This window comes from Alkalihalophilus pseudofirmus, from assembly GCF_029094545.1.
GTDB lineage: Bacteria > Bacillota > Bacilli > Bacillales > Bacillaceae_D > Alkalihalophilus > Alkalihalophilus pseudofirmus.
Map to the genome: position 1 here is coordinate 3,774,181 of NZ_CP117835.1, position 17,675 is coordinate 3,791,855.

A 17,675-nucleotide genomic window follows, 5' to 3' on the forward strand; every position below is an offset into this window, starting at 1 on the left:
ATATCTCCTATCCCATATACTTTCGGTACAAAGCTACAATCTCACTTTTCGGAAGTCTAGCGTAAATTTGTGTAGTACCTATATCACGATGACCCAACTCCTCGCCAATAAATGAGATATCTGCGCCTTTAGCTAACAACTCTGTCGCAAATGTATGACGCAGTCGATGGGGATACAATCGCGAATGAAGGCCTGCCTCTTCTCCAATTCCGTTGACAATTTTTTGAATCATTCGTATTCCTAACCTTCTTCCTGTTGAGTTAACAAACAGTGCAGAGCAGGTTTTGGGAATGGTAATTAAATAACGTTCTAGAAGAACGGCACATCGGTCCGTAAAATGAACGTATCTGATCTTTTTCCCCTTTCCCATGACACGAGCGGTTCGATTTTTCATATCGAGGTCTTCTCGGTTTAGGGAGTGTACTTCCCCCACTCTACATCCAGTTGAAAGCATAAATTCAATTAATAATTGATCGCGTAGGGATAATTTTTCACTTTGGAATCGAGTTTTGGCAATGTCATCTTTTTCTAAGTATTTAGGAACAGGTTTTGAGAGGCGGGGAAACCAACGACTTTTGATGGGAGAACGGTCAAGGTACTCTTCTTGGATACAGAAAGTATAAAAAGAAGAGAGAACACTTAACCGAAGTCTGAGTGTTGTTTCTTTTCCTTTTCCTTCATGTTTTATAAACCATTGATGAATGGTATCAGAAGTTAGAGAGGAAAAGGGTTCTTCAATTTGTCCAAAAAATTTTTCTAAGAAGCGACGATAGAGAGTAATGGTAATTTTACTACGATTTGCTAATTTTAAACTTAACAAAAATTCTGTGACCACCCCATGAGTTTCATTATTAGGCAGTCGCTTGGTCAGTTCCCAATATCTATCCATATCGATAAACTCCACCTTCTCCTATTGATAACGGTCATACTGCTTCTTACGGGCATCTTCCATTAATCGAGTGTAAATACGTGTGCTATTGATATTCGCATGACCTAGCAATTCTTGAATATAGCTTTGAGGCATATGTTTCTCAGCCAAATGTGCAGCAAACGTATGCCGCATTGTATGAGGGGTGACTCGAAAACCAAGTTCTTGAGAGAAATATTGGAAACGCTTTTCTACAAAACAACGGCTTAGTTGACCACCTCGTTGATTACAGAATAAATACGTACTCTCTTTCTTCCTCAGATTCACATAGGTTTTCAACCGTTCTGAACAATCATGGGTAAATAGGACATATCGTTCTTTGTTTCCTTTACCTTTTCGAATCCAGATTTGTCTTGTTTCCCATCGTACATCTTCAAGTGTTATTCCAAGTAGTTCACTCACTCGAACCCCTGTTGCATATAGCGTCTCTATAATGGCTCGATCTCTATAGTCATCTCGAGTTAATTCCTTTAGTTCAGCTATTTGTCTTTTAGTCAGATAATATGGCAGAGAATCATCCTTTTTTGGTGTATGAACAGTAGCCGTAGGATTTCTCTTAATCATATTTTCTTCCATACAATAATGATAGAAAGATTTCACTGCTGATAATTTGAGGTGAATAGATCTTGGTTTAAGCCCTCTATCCTCTAAAGAAGCTAACCAAGAGCGAATATGAGTGGCTTTTATGACATCATAATCGATCTCACATGTCGAAAAGAACTGGGAGAGTGCCATTCGATAACTCCGAATAGTCTCTTTACTAAATCTTACTTGATGATCAGCAAAAAAAACTTCTTGAGCTTTCTCATTCTTTGTCATTTATTTCTACCCCATTTTATTTTGATAGGCTTGCATCATATCTTCTGTAGGAATTCTGGCATATACTCGAGTTGTATTGAGGTTGTTGTGTCCCATCTCATCGGCAATAAACTCTAAATCTGCCCCTTTTGATAACATATTTGTTGCAAAGGTATGGCGGCAGCAATGTGGGAAAAGAGATTGTGATAAACCAGCTTTCTTTCCTAGATTACTAACTACTAGATAGATACCCGATTGCTTCAAAGCTCCTCCAAACTTATTAAGGAAGAGGGGATCACTTGGTTGATAGGATCTCGTTTGAAGATATTCCTTCAAAATCAAGGCACACTCCTCAGAGAAATGTACTTGACGGATCTTAGAACCTTTTCCTCTCACTTCAGCGGTTCGTTTTGTTAGTTGAACATCTTTAATAAATAGATTAGCCACCTCAGTTTTTCGACACCCCGATGATAACAAGAACAAAACTAAGGCTCGATTTCGAAGAGACAATGTCTCAGCGGCTAATTTCACTCTTGCTAATTCTTGTTCCGTTAAGTAGTGAGGCATTGCTTGAGGGATTTTCGGCCGCCATCTCTTTTTGATCACCATGTTATCAATGTACTCTTCGGCTAAACAGAATTGAAAGAAGGAAGAGAGCGTAGATAGAACAAGATCAATCGATTTAGGCTTCTTATCTACTGAATAGGATGTCAACCAAGTCAATACATCATCTGAATTTATCTTTTTCAGGGGGACATCACATTCAGTAAAGAACCTTTCTAGTATCGCTCGATACTTAGTGATGGTTGCTTCTGCTTTGTTAGCGAGCTTCAAGCTTAATAAGTATTCATTTAAAACTGCTTTCGTTGATTCAGATATTGCTTCAACCTCGGTACACCAATACTTGTCAGTTTGGTTCATGCATTGTACCTCCTTTTTCTTAGAATGGTTGGTAATCTAGTAATATTGTTAACAATATTACTTGTTTTAAACCTACATCAGTAAATAAAATGCAAGTGTACAAAAAAGCCTCCTAAAAGAAACGTAGGAGACTTTCAATAACTAATATTTACTTCATGTAGCGTTATGAGAACCTTTTGACTTGACTTCACTTTCATAAATGCTTCATCAGTAGATTTATGATAAGAATAACAGGAATTAAACTCATCACAGATTAGAAGGGCAAACACCAATTCCTACTCCTAAGTACCTACCTGCAAAAGCTTAAGATATAAAGATAAAAGCAATATTATGAATGGACTCTACCATACAGATAAACGGATTGCTTAACCTCACATTCATAGAATAAAGGCCAGCCTTTTTTTAATAACGGATTGAAAAGGCTTTTTTGTCTTGGTCAATTTTAATCCTTCTTTCTGTCCATGAAGATAACCAGCTTTAATTCTATTTTTTTATCATTTATTCATTGACAAAATGCAAAAAAGAAGCCTCTCCAAGGAAATTTCGGCTAAAATCTCCTCGGATGGACTTTTTGAAGCGGACAGTCAATTTTCTGGCCGTTCTTGCCTTGTTTTGTTTTACTGTTGTTTAGCCAAACGTTCCAGTAGATAGCTCTTTATCATTCTATTTAATACGGTTTCTAGCAAAAGAAAAGCCCTGTAGAGATTTCTCTCCACAGAGCTTAACTTTATAATACTGAGTATGGACTCAATATTGCTCAATCTGCTAATTAAGGAGCAGGAGTTTCTTCAACAATTACCCATTCGCCATCAACGAATGATAATGTATAATCAACTTCAACTTCATCTAATTCAACAGATACAGTTACTTCATAATCCTCATCTACTTCAGAAGTAAAAGTTAAAGTTAGAACAGTATTGTCTCCGTCTTCTACTGCTGAAGCTGTAACACCTTCTAGACCGTTAAAAGCATCTACTAATGCATCAACTAAATCAGCATCCTCAGCAGTTGAATATGTGAATGTCAGCTCATCAAATGTCGCTGGCTCTTCAGGAGCAGGAGCTTCTGGCTCAGGAGTTACTTCAGCAGCTTCAACAATTACAACTGGAATAGACTTAGTAATACCATTTGATGTTACTGCAAACGTAAGAGTGTAACCTTCTGTAAGAGCAGTTCCAGCAAATGCAGCATTAACTGTTCCGTTACCAGTCACAAAGTTAGAAGTAACTTTTGCAGCACCATTTGCATCTTTAACGCTTGATACGAATACTGTTGGTGATGATAAAGCTAAATCATTGCCAAACTGATCCTCTCCTTCGAACAATGCAAGAAGATTTTCAACAGAAGCAAAGTTAACTGGAGCTTCAGCTACACCATTTTTAATTTCAATTAAATCAGTAGAATCAAGATTAATTGCAGTTAGCTTAGATTCTTCATTAACAATAGTTACTTTCTTAGTTTGAGTTACTAAACCAGCAGAAGAATCAAACTGAACTGTAACCGTAGCTTCTTTTTTACCATCTGTTCCGAAATTAGTATCAGCAAGTTTAGAGTCTAGTTTTAACTTACCATTCTCATAAACTAAACCATCAGTAGCAGTAACAGCGTACATATCAGAAGTTAAACCTACTTTAGAACCGTTTAATAATCCGTGAACATCAAAGTCTACTTCATAATTATCTGCATTTTGGATATTAGCAACTTCACCAATACCGAATTCAGTTACAGCAGATTTTGCAACAGTACGTACTGAGAATTCAAATGCACTAGCATCAACACCATCAACACTTACTACAATACGCTTAGTACCAGTACCTTCTCCTGTAATAGTTAAAGTATCAGTCGCACTAGTTAAAGTTGATTTACTTAGACTTACTACATTAGAAGTATTATCCTTTACAGTAACATTCAATTGGTTTCCGGCACCGAAGAACGCTGCCAATGGGAATGTTCTACCATGTTGGTCTTGTACAGTAATGTCTCTTGCACGTAGAGTAGTAGTTCCATCTACAACTACAGTAGAAGCAAGTGCAGAAGCATTAGAAACAACAGCAGCAGTTCTACCTTCTTCAACTTTAACTGTAATTTGTGATACTTTACCAGTAGATGTGAATGCAGTTAAGATTACATCACCTTTTGTAGCAGGAGCAGTGAATTCCAATACTGCTTTACGGTTAACAAAGTCATTTTTCCATTGAACAGATCCACCAGTAGATTGAACTGTAAGGTCTTTTAATGACGCAAAGTTTGTTACTGCATCTCCAAATTGATCAAAAGCTTCAAATGGAATTTGAACAGTTTCATCTGTTGCTACAACAGCAGTAGGTTGTGCCAAAGTTAGTGTATCAACTTTAGAAGTTTCAGCTACAGTTACAGCAAATGTAGTGATCTTACCAGTTGACTTAGAGATAACACGAATGTTAGCTGTACCAGCCATAGGATTTGCAGGTGCTTTTAATTCAATAGCAAATTTATTTCCATCTTCTCCTTGTCCAGATACGAATGGTGTTGAAGTTACAGCACCATCTTCACCAAATGTAGTTGCTTTAACATCAACTACTGATGGGTTTGAAGAAGTTACAATTAAGTCGTTAGTCAATTTATCAACTGAAGTAATTGTGTTACCGTATTGATCTTTAGCATCTAAAAGGATGTTAAATTCATCAAAAGTTGAACCAGTGTTTAATTCTTTATTGTCAGCATGGTATAAGCTACTTAAAGTTACTTCATCTACTACAGCAGCAGATCCAATTTTGATAGCTTTTGTTAAAACAGTACCTGAAGTTGAATCAACAGCAGTTACTGTAACGTTTTGATCTAAACTGTAAGCACCAGCAAGTGTTAAAGTACCGTTATTGTTATCAGTAGCAGTACCTGCACTTGGAGTCCAAGACAAGTTAGAAGCTAGAGATTGGTCTGTAACATCTTCACCGTATTGGTTTTTAACTTGGTATGCAATAGTAGCACCATTAATTGTAGAACCTGAATACGTAGCTGCGGCAGTGTCACCAGGGATTTCAATTGAAGAAACTTTTTCAGCTTCTGTAGAGAATTCTTTAACGATAGCTTCTTCTGTTAAACCAGAGATTGTTACAGCATAGTCAGCTTTAACAAATTTAGTAGAAAGTTCAACTACAGCAGTTTTGTTATCTTCTTTGAAAGTAATATCAGCAACGTTTACAGAAGCAGCTCCACGCTTAACAGCGAACTTAGCTTTTTCTGGATCAACAGCTTGGTTGAATGTTACTTCTAAGCTTTTTGCAGTAATCGCACTTACGCTCTCAACAGCTAACTCTGTATCATCTACAGGAAGATCTGGCACTTCAATACGCTCTTCTTCAACCTCTGCACGGTGAACAAATGCTGCAGTTTGAGCACGTTGTACTTCGCCACGAGGTACGAATGTAGTTGTAGTCATACCAGCTGCTACGCCGTTAGAAGCAAGGATGTTGATGTAGTCAGTACTCCAAAGACCGTCAACATCAGTGAATGGTAGGTCTTTACCTTCAACTAACTCAAGGTCATAAGCTTCTACTACCATTTTCGCCATTTCTTGACGAGTTACTGTGTTACTTGGACGGAAAGTACCGTTTTCGTAACCATCAATAACGCCTTCAGTTTGATCAACGATTGCAGCGATGTATGGGTTAGCCCAGTGTGTAGCTGGAACATCACTGAATTTGTCAGTTGTCACTTCAGGATCTACATCTAGATCTAGAGTTTTAGCAAGAACAACTGCGATCTCTGCACGAGTGATAGAGTTTCCAGGTTTGAAAGTACCATCAGGGTAACCTTGGATAGCACCTTTCTCTACTAGATAGTTGATGTCCTTGATAGCCCAGTGAGAAGATGAAACATCAGAGAACTTTGCATCAGCTGGTGCTGCTAGTGCTGCTGGTGCTGCTGCAGTTACAACTACTGCTGCTGCTACAGATGTAGCTAAAAACTTACGGTAAGACTTTGGTTGATAAGCCATATGGATAAATCCTCCTTTAAATTTGCGTACATTTTGATATGTACATATTTCTACTCCGTCCTTTTGGTCTAATACTATCAATTGTAGTGTTCGATCCGTAGTGAATGAAAGTTCTTGATAGTATATTATCTATCCTTAGCGAGCCTTTTTAACCAGGCTCCTGGATAGGTCCGACACAAAAGTCGTAGTAAATGACTAAGAAATAAGACTTGCAAGATTAGTATAGTTACCATACTTTGTAATGTCAACCACTATGTAAAACTTCTTGGTTTTTTACCAAATTGTTTCAGGAGTTTCCACAAAGTAGGTTACCAATCTACTATTATTCTACATCCAGCACCAAAAAATGCAAATGTTTTTCTAGTTTTTTTACTAATTTTACATAGAAATGCGCTAAATTACCCACTCCCCTTATTTGTAAATATAAAGTAAATCATAATTCATTAGACCTTATTTCTGAAATTTTATATTAATCAACCAAACATGACTATATTCACTACGAGACTTTCTATATGTACATGAATTCCTATTAATATGACTTTTTACATCAAATCATGCTATGTTACAGCACCTATCATCAATTTGTTACCTTCTTGTAACATTAGTTTGAGTTCTTTTGTGGTAGACTGAATCTCGTACTTACCCAATCGTTAGAGAATTAAACATAATTTTCATAGATTGTGAGAAAAGTAACTACATAGAATTTAGGAGTGTTCGTATGATTAGGAAGATCGTGCCGTTTCTAGCGGTTCTACTTGTAATGTCGACATTGTTTAATGTTGCACCAGCCGAAGCTAGCACTAAGCAAGATCAACTCGTCACTGAAGCCAGGAAATACTTAGGAGTACCATATAGATACGGTGGAACAACACCAAGCGGTTTTGATTGTTCTGGTTATATCCAATATGTATTCAGAGAAATTGGAGTAAGCTTACCTCGTACTACGAGCCAGATGTACAACACAGGTACTTCTGTTGCGAAATCTAATTTACAAGTTGGAGATCTAGTATTCTTCAATACATCAGGTTCTGGTGTATCACATGCAGGAATCTATATTGGAAGTAACCAATTTATCCACTCAGCATCATCTAGAGGCGTATCGATTGCTTCTATTAATGACCCTCACTATTGGGGTTCACGTTACATCGGTGCGAAACGCGTAATGTCAAACACACCAGCACAGCCTGCACAACCAGCTGAGCCGCCTCGCGTATTAGGACCAGGTGAGTTCCGTGATGTGGCAACAAATCACTGGGCATTTAATCAAATTCGACAGTTAAGCAACAACAGTATTATTGGCGGTTATGGAAACGACATTTTTGCTCCAAATGACAAATTAACTCGTGCTCAAGTTGCTGCACTTCTAGTACGCGCAACAGGCACACCAACACCAACTGCAGAGAATGCGTTCAGCGATGTTCCACAATCTCACTGGGCAGCAGCAGATATCTCAGCAGCGGATCGCGCAGGATTCTTTGATTATTTAAACGGTTCAACATTCAGCCCGAACCAACCAGTAACACGTGATGAAATTGCTGTATTATTCTCAAATGCTTTTGATATCAGCGGCGTATCTGCTTCATCAAGCTCTTTCTCAGATGTTGATTCATCTAACTGGGCTTACAATGAAATCGCAGCATTACAAGCAAGCGGATGGATTCAAGGTTTCGAAGATGGTACTTACCGTCCAAACGGAAACTTAACTCGTGCAGAGTTCTCGATCATGCTTCACAACTCATTATATTAATCAGACAAGCGCCTCCCAAGCGGAGGCGCTTTTTTAGTGCTCTTTCTCATTCTCTCGCTTCGGTCTTAACGTGGCGGGCCGGGACGATTGCGCGGGTTCGAGAGCTTTATGCGACTGTTAAAAGATTTATTGCGTGGGTGCAGATAATAAATGTATTGTTTGAGAACGTTTTTGCACCCTTATCTTCTTATTGCGTCACTTTCCAATTTAATTGCGGCCTTTCACCCTGCTTATGTATCAACACTCTCCATAATTGCGCCGCTCTCTCCCCCCTCTTCTCCTTCTATCTAGCCACCCATCAACACAACAAAAAACAGACACCCGATAATCGTATGCGGGTGCCTGTTCGTATAGACTATAATTTTTCTTCTGATTCGATCGCTCTTGATAAAAAGCTTGCAAATTCTGCTCGTGTAACTTGGTTATGCGGGCGGAAAGTTCCGTCCTTGTAGCCTACTGCCACATTTGCTCGAGCCACTTGAATTACAGCATAATAGGCAAAGTAGTTTGTCGATAGATCAGAGAATGTTACTTGCTGCTGAGGCTTTAATGTGAACCCTCTTGTTAAAATAGCAGCTACTTCTCCTCTAGCAATCGCAATATGCGGGCGGAAGGACTGGTTGCTGTAGCCGGCAAAGATGCGTTGGTCAATCATTGTTTGAATGTAATCTGCTTGGAAGCTTTGAGCACGAACATCAATAAATCCATGTTGATAAGGTGTCGCCTCATACCCTAATGCCTTTGTCATTAAAACCGCTGCTTCACCGCGAGTAATAACTTGATTTGGACGCGCCGTCCCATCAGGATATCCTTCTAAAATGCCTCGCTGACGCAGATCGTAAAGGCTGTCTGCAAACCATTCATCCCCTCTGACATCAGTGAACGAAGGCACAGATGGTTTATCATTATTCTTTTCTACTTGAAGAGTAATCGTTTGAGAGCGGTCAGATTGCTCGCCTGCCTCGCCTACCGTTGCGACACTATATGTGTATGTTCCTTTAGCAACATTGTCGGTATAGGAAAGGGTACCAGCAGGAACTTGAGTGATCTGTTGATTGTTTCTGTAAATATTATAATGTGTCGGAGTATCGCCTTGGGTTGGTTTCTGCCAAGTGACCGTGATATTTGCGCGTTCACCTTCCCAGTTCTCTACTTTGGCTTGAACACCTGTCGGCGGCAGCGGCCGAGGTACTTGTATTCTTAATGTTGACGGAATCGCAATACGCCCAAATCCAAAGTGAGTATCACGGCCAGGGTTTCCTAAATCAACTGTCTGCTGTCTAAGCAGCTGACGGAGTTGAGTATGCGTTCTGTCTGGATACACTTGTTTTAACAGTGCTAAGTGACCTGCCACATGCGGCGCAGCCATGGATGTTCCGCTTTGTACATTGTACTGACGATTTAAGTAGGTACTGCGGATATTAAGTCCTGGAGCAGCAACTTCAACCGTTGGACCTGCCGCGGAAGATCCTTGAGCGAAAACAGCACGGCGATCTTGCTGATCAACAGCAGAGACGGCAATGACTTGATCAAAAGCTGCAGGGAAATCAACTGTATTATCCAGTCCCCTTGTTGAACCTTCATTACCAGCTGCTGCAACAAATAGTACGCCCTGCGAATACGCATGCTGAATCGCTTGCTGAAGACTCGTAGACTGGTTTTTCCCGCCAAGACTTAGATTGATAATATCGACGCCTTCTTTTAATGACCAGTTAATGGCGCTTACTACATAGGAAGTTAATCCATTTCCTTTATCATCTAATACTTTTAAGGCATATAGCTGAGCATCTGGTGCTACTCCTGTTACTCCGATGTCATTTTTCTGAGCTGCAATAATACCTGCCACGTGCGTTCCGTGGCCATTATCATCGTTATAAGATGTCGTATACGGGACAAATGATGCTCCTTTTTGGATCTTCAGGTCAGGATGATTCGTGCTGATCCCTGTATCCATCACAGCGACCTTGACTCCTTCTCCTGTCACACCATGCTCCCAAACCTTTGGTGCACCAATGCGGTTTACCCCCCAGTCTATTGTTGGTATAGACTGAACTTTTATTTCAGCATCCTCTTCAATAAAAGCCACCGAATCATGCGATTGAAGCTCAGCTGCTTCTGCACTCGTTAACCTAGCAGCGACGGCTTGGATATTTTCCATTGTTTCATAGATTCGATGTTCCATAGTGGAAGTGACTTCTTCGTCAATCGTTTCATTGAAACCGATAATATAGGACCCCATTTGGTGACTAGATTCAGCTAGCACATCCGAACAGGTAATAAAACTAAAAAGTATTGCTAATGTGATGATGATACGATTGCGCATAGAAGCCCACCCCGATCTATTATGTTTCTTTTGTTATGCTTCTCTCTATTATCCTTATTTTGCAAATGATATACAACTAAATCTCTATAAAATCTTTCTAAAGAAAAAGAAGAGAGCAGTTATGACTACCCTCTTCCTTATTACGGCAAACTTTTTACCGCTTTTAATAGTTCTTCTCCACTATATTCTCCACTCGCATTTAAACGCTTAATCGTGTGGGGATTTTGGTAGGAGAATGTGCGACCTGGCTTTACTGTATACATAAGCTCATACCCTATCTCTTCGGCGAACCTTACTACATCTTTGTTGTATAGCCCGAAAGGAAAGGCGAACGAGTAGAATTCGTTGTCTATTTCTTTTTCAAGCACTTGTTTGGCTTCTGTTAGGTCCTTATATATTCTTTCCTGATACACCTCTTTTGTTTCCTCAGCAGCAATGGTCACCAGAAAAGGACCATTCTTTCTGCCAGCCGCAATATCCCCATGCCCGTTATGAGTATGCCCTTGGATCTCAATCCAGCCGGACTCTTTCATTTCACGCGCCTGCTCCCAAGAGAAATGCTCGTTCCAGCCTGGCTTTTCCCCGCGGTAGCTCGTTACGACATATATGGTTGCATACATTTCTAGTTCTTTTAATATAGGATAAGCAATTTCATAATTACTCAAGTACCCGTCATCAATCGTGATCACAAGAGGTAATGCAGGCAGCTCTTTACCGTAGTAAAGATGGTCGTAGAAATCTCTTTCAGGAATGGATGTATAACCCGCTTCTTTAAGAGTGATCAGCTGTTCACGAAACGTTTCAGGATGAATGACTGCTGAAGATGACTTCGTTGGATCTTCATCGAAATGATGATACATAAGGACCGTTACAGGATTTTTATCGAGCCCGTAGCTTGATGATGTAAGCATCAAGACTAATAAAGTAAGTACAGCAAGACGCACGTTCATTCGCGGTTCTCCCTTAATCATTAGATACTTCTAGTATACCTCTAGCTGGAACTATTTAGTTAATTTTATCAAGCAAATTAATAAACATCACTCTAATTTATCTAAGTAAGCTAACAACTCTTCCAAATTGTCTGTCGCATATAGTGGGCCTTGATGACCAAATACCACAAACTGAGGCAGAGAATCTAACTCAAGTTCCGCTTGAAGATCCCTTCTATCAGGCGCATTATCCTCTTGCCTTATGCCATGGAAGCCTTGTATGTTCGGATAATCCAATAATAAGATGTCCATTTTATCCCATGCAGGATCTATTACTTGACCGGCTCCTTCTATATAAATCATCGCCACATGGTATTCATTCGGACTAATCGGAAAATACTCTTCTATTATTTCTTCAGCAGTGACAAGATCTGCTATAAGGAGGTCACTCTCTATCTCATCATCTACCGTAGAATTAAACTGACTCATATCGTAATCTAAGTAAAGGTAATCATCTAGAAATAATTGTTCTTCTGTTACTTGGTGACCATTAGCATCTATTAATATGAGATTCTCTTTAGAGATCACACCGTCAACAGCCATACTCTCAAAATGCACTTCCGTATGCGGGGTTAATGATTGCAAGTGGTGCCAGAGCGCTTCTGTTACATCTATATAAATAAATTCTTCATCTACACCTCTAAAGTAGGCGACAATCGGGTGCTTCATCGCATGTTTAGCAGTAATCTCATCAGGTACTTTCTTGGCTGGATACTCGTATGTAGCTTCAGCGATAAGTTCCTCCCCTGCTACACTCTCCTTCACTACTTCTTGTTCAGAAGTAATGGAGGCATCGCTGCACCCAGCAACCAGCAACATTGTAGCAATGACCTTCATCCCTCTTTGAAACATAATGGATAAGCCCCTTTCTCATTCTACAATTCTTCTAAATAATGAAGCAGCTCTTCTATGTTGTCTGTATGAAAGACGACGCCTTGGTGATCAAATACAACTAATTGCGGTAATGATTTGAGGCCAAGAGCTGATTGAAGGTCTCTTCTAGACGGTGCATCTTGTTCTTGACTAATGTTTCTATACCCTTGGACCTTCGGGTGACCCAGGATTAAGTCTAATTCATCCCAGCTAGGATCTATCACTTGACCTCCTGCTCCATCATTAAGCGTTGATACTCTGTACCGTCCTTCTTCACTTGCATAATAGTTTTCAACGATATCCTCAGCCGTAACAGGGTTTACAACCATCACATCAATCTCTATTTCTTCATTCAATGAATGATATTGGCTTAGATCATAATCTAGGTAAAGTTCATCACCAGGCAAGAGTTCATCTTCTTTTATATGTTCACCAGCTCGATTAATTAATGTTAAATTCTCCTTAGAGATCACACCACTGCTGGCCATATCTACAAAGTCCAACTCTGTATGTGGGTTTAATGATTGCTGATGATGCCTTAATGCTTTAGTTATGTCTACAAAGATATTTTCTTCGTCACGACTGCCAAAGTAAACGACGATTGAATGCTCCATCTCAAATTCAGCTGTAATGTCTTCAGGTACTTGAGGTGCTGAATATTCATAGGCTGCTACATCTATTTCATCCACCTCTTCATTTTCATCCTCTGACGTACTGGCTGTATTTATATCGGCACCACAACCGGATACTAGTAAAAAAGCCACAAAAATAGGCATACCTTTTTTTAACATAACTGTAATCTCCTTTTACTTTATTTGACGTTTCGGAGTTGGTTTAGGTTTCATTAATATGGGTATAGTGGTTCTCTTGCTCATAGGGGTATTTGCTCAACCAACTAACAGAGCGCTTAATCCATAACAATAGAATAAAAAAACTGCCAAACCTAAGTCTGGCAGTCTCTTATCTACTATTGTTAACGGAAAAACTTCACTGTTCCTTGGAAGATCGCTTCTGCAGCGTCTTCTTGGAAGGAGTTTGATGCTAGTTTACGAGCTTCTTCTGCATTAGAGAGGAAACCAACTTCAACTAGTACACTCGCCATTCTTGATGTTTGAATGACGGTGAAGTTTCCTTCTTTTACGCCGCGGTTGCGCGTGTTAAGCTTAGCAATCATTTCGCTTTGAATGCTTTCTGCTAGACGCTTACTGTCTGCGCTTGCATGGTTTCTGTTCCAGTAGGTCTCAGACCCATGAGCTGATGAAGGGCCTGCATTCGCATGGATACTAATGAAAGCATCAGCACTGTTGCGGTTTGCGATATTTGCACGTTCTGTCAGTGTTAAAAATACATCTGTCGTACGTGTCATAATTACTCTTGCACCTGCTGCCTCTAAGCGGCGTTGTAATTTCAACGCGACGGCTAAGTTAAAGTCTTTTTCACGAAGTCCATTTGATGCGGCTACTGCACCTGGGTCATGCCCGCCGTGTCCTGCATCGACAACGATCGTTTTCCCTGCAAGTGATCCAGAACCACCTGTTGACGGTGTGCGTAAATACGATAATGAAACATAAGCAATGTCACCATTATATGTAAATGCTGCCCAGTTCCCAATTACATTATAGTAGTTTACTTCCGCCCCATTTGCTAAACGTCCGATTGATGCATGTTCTGTTCCGGGACCGGAACGCACATTTAAACCTGATGGTGCATTGAAGACAACTGCTTTTGTTGCAAATTGATCAAGTACATCAGGGTTTGGCTTATACTCAGGCAGCTTCATATCTGCGTATAACGCACGGCCTAAGAATAAGATGTACTCTAAACGAGTTGTACCGCTGTTTGGTTTAAATGATCCATCTGGATAACCAACTGAAATTCCAGCTGTTGTGATTGCATTAATTGCGTTTGCTCCAAAAGTAGATGGATTCACATCACGATAGATTACGTCTTGGCGCGTTTCGTTGAGGTTAAAAGCACGCTGCAAGAATACCGCCATTTGAGCGCGGGTTACTGGGTTTCTTGGCGAGAATGTCGTCGCACTCGTCCCTGCTATTAATCCCATATCTGTTCCTGTCGCGATATAGCCTGAAGCATAATGGTTAGCTGGTACATCTGAGAACTTAGTAGCTCTTTGTGTTCCATTTAACTTTAGAGCACGTCCAATCATTGTTACTGCTTCTGCTCTTGTTACTTGCTCGTGAGGTCTAAGCGTCCCATCAGGGTTCCCCACTAAAATTCCGTCTTTTACTAACCGTTCGATCGTAGCTTGTCCAGTATTCGGCATATCCGAAAATGGAGCACTTGCCTCCGCCACCCTAGTGTCAAGCAGGAAGGAAGATGCGATCATGGAAACGATTAGCAGCATAAGTGTAACCTTACGCATTTGATCACTCCTCTTTCTATTATGTTTTTAGTCTATTGAGGCCGCAAAGCAACCAATAAATCGATAACACTATCGATTGTTGATTTTCGTCAAAACAAGTAGTTGTAAAATGTTAGATTGTGAGGAATAATGTAGCTTTGTTGGCTCAATTTCAACTCTACTGGAAATTCTATCATATTATAGTGTCATCTTAATGGTTATATTGTCATGTTTTATATTTCATTTTGATTACATTACATTTTTATAGAGAAATTTTTGTAATTAAATACACAAAAAGAAAACTGCCTCCTTATAGAAGGCAGCGCATGATTAATGCATTCGTTTAGCACCTATATAACGGTCATTCCAATACTTAGTATCTGTTCTTGCAATTGTCACTCCAGTGGAAGATCCGCTATGAATAAATTGGTTGCTCCCAATATAGATTCCCGCATGAGACGCGCCTGTTCCGTTAATATCAAAGAATACGAGATCTCCAACACTTGGCAGGCTTACTGACTTTCCTTGTGACCACATCTGCGCCACTGTACGTGGTGTCTGAACCCCATTTTTCGAGAAGACAAATTGGATAAACCCGCTGCAGTCAAATCCCGAAGCCGTTGTCCCGCCCCAGACGTAAGGTGTCCCAATCTGCTCAGACGCATCTGCAATCAAATTCATCATGTTAAAACCACCCACACTACTTCCCCCGCCGTTACTCGGTGTAGAGGAAGGAGTTCCAGCTAGTTGTTGCAATTTGCCTAATGTAGCAGGTCCAGCGATACCGTCTACCGTTAATCCCTGTTGACGCTGAAACGCACGCACAGCTTGCTCGGTTACGGTTCCATAATAGCCAGTTGGAGCTTGTCCGAATAAGCCAATTGTGCGTAACTGTGCCTGCATATTAGTAACGGCCGCACTAGTGGTGCCTATACGAAGGATGCTTGAGCTCGCACTTGTTTGCTGCGATGAATCAGGTGCGGCTGCTTGTGGCGGTGTGGATGGCGCTTGAGCTTTAGGCCTTGCATTTTCCAATGCACGATATGTATTCGCTCCTACAATGCCGTCTGCTGCTAAATTATGTGCGCGTTGGAAATCCCTTACGGCAGAATCGGTTTGAGGTCCAAACGTACCGGTTATAGAAGTAGTATAGTACCCTAAATCTTTTAATTTTTGCTGCAAAGAAGATACGGCATCCCCTTGGTTATTCAATCTCAAAGTAGGTTGAGAAGATACTGCCTGGGTTGGTGCACTTGCCGCTGGTTGAGATGGTGCTGCAGCCGAACCGCGCCCATTCACGTTTTGAAGCGTTGTAATCGTCTGCGGTCCAGCGATTCCATCCACAGATAAGTTATGCTGTCTTTGGAACGCTCTGACCGCTTCTGTTGTTACCCGGCCGTAATAGCCTGTAGCGTTAGAATTGAAGTGACCTGTGCGCGCAAGCAGCTGCTGTAATTCTTGAACCGCTCCGCTTGTTGTTCCTTGTCTAAGTACTTGATTTGACTGCAATGTCCCGCTTGCAGCTGATGAAGATACACTTGCTTGACTTACACTCACCTGAGTATCCTCTGTAAGCTGCGCAAGAGTGGCCAGATCAGCATTACCTGTAGCCGGAAGGCCATTCGCTTTTTGGAAGGCTTTCACCGCTTCTGTTGTAATAGAGCCATAATAACCTGTTGCCGTGTGGTAATTAAAATGGCCGCGATCTTTTAATGCTTTTTGCAAGTCTTTTACATCAGGGTCGTTCATTCCTTCTGAGAGCGCTTGATCTCCAAGGGCCGCTTCACTTAAGAGCGGCGAAGTGAAAAAGAGTCCCGTGGCAAAAGAAGATGATAAGACGATGCGTTTCATGTTTGATGCTGATGAATTTTGTACGTGTGGCTTGTCCACATATAACGGTTTCGTCAAAAGATACCCCTCCGATACCCTAATATAGTAATTCTATTGTACTCTATATTAGGATATAATGTGTGGGTTTTTTGTCTTATTTTAAGTTTTTAATTTTCTGTTTTATTGATTGTTTTTGACTACTAAGGTAGGTAAATCTCACTTTTTATAACTTTTTGTCGAACTAATAACTTATATAAGTACATTAATTTTCCTATTATACCCCTTTCTCCCGCGTAACTGCTTATGTCATTTTTTGTAACCGGAATGTAACATAATAGTTCATTTACATATGTTAAATTTAGGGAAATGAATAGCGGCATAGCAGGAGGTACAGAATGTATAAACAACCTTTCTTCTTATTATTTCTCACTGCTTTATTCATATCTGGCTGCAGCCTGGTAAACGGTGAGATAAACTCAAATAAATTAGCAGTTCTGCACCAAGAAGATCAATTACCTGAAGAAATGTTTACAGAACATATTCAATTCAGCGCGTATAAAGCATTCAACGAACATCATCTAAATGAGTATTGGAGCCTCTTTCAATTAGAAGGTGACATTCCTGATGTGAATTTTGACACATCAGCCGTGGTGATCCTCGGAACATTTGAACCAAGCAGCTGTCCTCATTACATAGAAGGATTTGAACAAAAGGATTCAGATCATACCGTCGTCTTTCAACTAAAACCTTATGATAGCTGTACATTTGATGCTAACCCTATGTCGTTCGTTCTGAAAATGGACCGCGATGTGGTAGAGAAAATGCATTGGGTGGAATTTGATAGGGAGATTGTAGAGGTTAGAGGGGTATAGCATTAACTCAATATTATTAATAAAGACCAAGCAGTTTCCGGCTTGGCTTTTCTTAT

The 17,675-nt window shown here is 40.3% G+C and carries 12 protein-coding genes; 2 read left to right on the plus strand and 10 right to left on the minus strand.

Features of this window, described 5'->3' with window-relative positions:
• Window positions 1-7 precede the first annotated feature (7 nt).
• The 4 genes from PQ478_RS19725 to PQ478_RS19740 all read right to left on the minus strand — a co-directional run bounded on the left by PQ478_RS19725 (window position 8) and on the right by PQ478_RS19740 (window position 6,623).
• The gene (locus tag PQ478_RS19725) at window positions 8-904 is read right to left on the minus strand and encodes a tyrosine-type recombinase/integrase (protein ID WP_289235314.1); all 897 of its coding nucleotides are present in this window, start codon (window positions 902-904) and stop codon (window positions 8-10) included.
• A gap of 6 nt (window positions 905-910) precedes the next feature.
• Window positions 911-1,747, minus strand: a complete 837-nt coding sequence (gene xerA / locus PQ478_RS19730; RefSeq protein ID WP_289235315.1) for a site-specific tyrosine recombinase/integron integrase — start codon at window positions 1,745-1,747, stop codon at window positions 911-913.
• Window positions 1,748-1,753: 6 nt separating this feature from the next.
• The gene (locus tag PQ478_RS19735; RefSeq protein WP_289235316.1) at window positions 1,754-2,647 is read right to left on the minus strand and encodes a tyrosine-type recombinase/integrase; all 894 of its coding nucleotides are present in this window, start codon (window positions 2,645-2,647) and stop codon (window positions 1,754-1,756) included.
• A 769-nt stretch (window positions 2,648-3,416) separates the two neighbouring features.
• On the minus strand, window positions 3,417-6,623 hold the full coding sequence (locus tag PQ478_RS19740; RefSeq protein WP_289235317.1) for an S-layer homology domain-containing protein: 3,207 nt from the start codon (window positions 6,621-6,623) through the stop codon (window positions 3,417-3,419).
• 718 nt (window positions 6,624-7,341) lie between these two features.
• Between PQ478_RS19740 and PQ478_RS19745 the strand changes: the two genes are divergently transcribed.
• Entirely contained in the window at window positions 7,342-8,370 is a 1,029-nt protein-coding gene (locus PQ478_RS19745; RefSeq protein WP_289235318.1) for a C40 family peptidase, read from the plus strand.
• A gap of 355 nt (window positions 8,371-8,725) precedes the next feature.
• Here the strand turns inward: PQ478_RS19745 and PQ478_RS19750 are convergent, their stop codons facing one another.
• The 6 genes from PQ478_RS19750 to PQ478_RS19775 form a co-directional block, all read right to left on the minus strand.
• On the minus strand, window positions 8,726-10,693 hold the full coding sequence (locus PQ478_RS19750; protein WP_289235319.1) for a S8 family peptidase: 1,968 nt from the start codon (window positions 10,691-10,693) through the stop codon (window positions 8,726-8,728).
• 140 nt (window positions 10,694-10,833) lie between these two features.
• The gene (locus tag PQ478_RS19755) at window positions 10,834-11,643 is read right to left on the minus strand and encodes a polysaccharide deacetylase family protein (protein WP_289235320.1); all 810 of its coding nucleotides are present in this window, start codon (window positions 11,641-11,643) and stop codon (window positions 10,834-10,836) included.
• Window positions 11,644-11,730: 87 nt separating this feature from the next.
• A complete protein-coding gene (locus PQ478_RS19760) occupies window positions 11,731-12,534 on the minus strand; it encodes a hypothetical protein (protein ID WP_289235321.1) in 804 nt (267 codons plus the stop codon).
• A 23-nt stretch (window positions 12,535-12,557) separates the two neighbouring features.
• Window positions 12,558-13,346 carry a hypothetical protein gene (locus PQ478_RS19765; protein WP_289235322.1) on the minus strand — a complete coding sequence of 263 codons (789 nt, stop codon included), beginning with the start codon at window positions 13,344-13,346 and terminating at the stop codon, window positions 12,558-12,560.
• A 182-nt stretch (window positions 13,347-13,528) separates the two neighbouring features.
• A complete protein-coding gene (locus PQ478_RS19770; protein ID WP_289235323.1) occupies window positions 13,529-14,938 on the minus strand; it encodes an N-acetylmuramoyl-L-alanine amidase in 1,410 nt (469 codons plus the stop codon).
• Window positions 14,939-15,247: 309 nt separating this feature from the next.
• Entirely contained in the window at window positions 15,248-16,825 is a 1,578-nt protein-coding gene (locus PQ478_RS19775) for a C40 family peptidase (RefSeq protein WP_289235324.1), read from the minus strand.
• 317 nt (window positions 16,826-17,142) lie between these two features.
• Here PQ478_RS19775 and PQ478_RS19780 point away from each other — a divergent pair, with 317 nt between their 5' ends.
• The gene (locus PQ478_RS19780; protein WP_289235325.1) at window positions 17,143-17,619 is read left to right on the plus strand and encodes a hypothetical protein; all 477 of its coding nucleotides are present in this window, start codon (window positions 17,143-17,145) and stop codon (window positions 17,617-17,619) included.
• Window positions 17,620-17,675 lie beyond the last annotated feature (56 nt).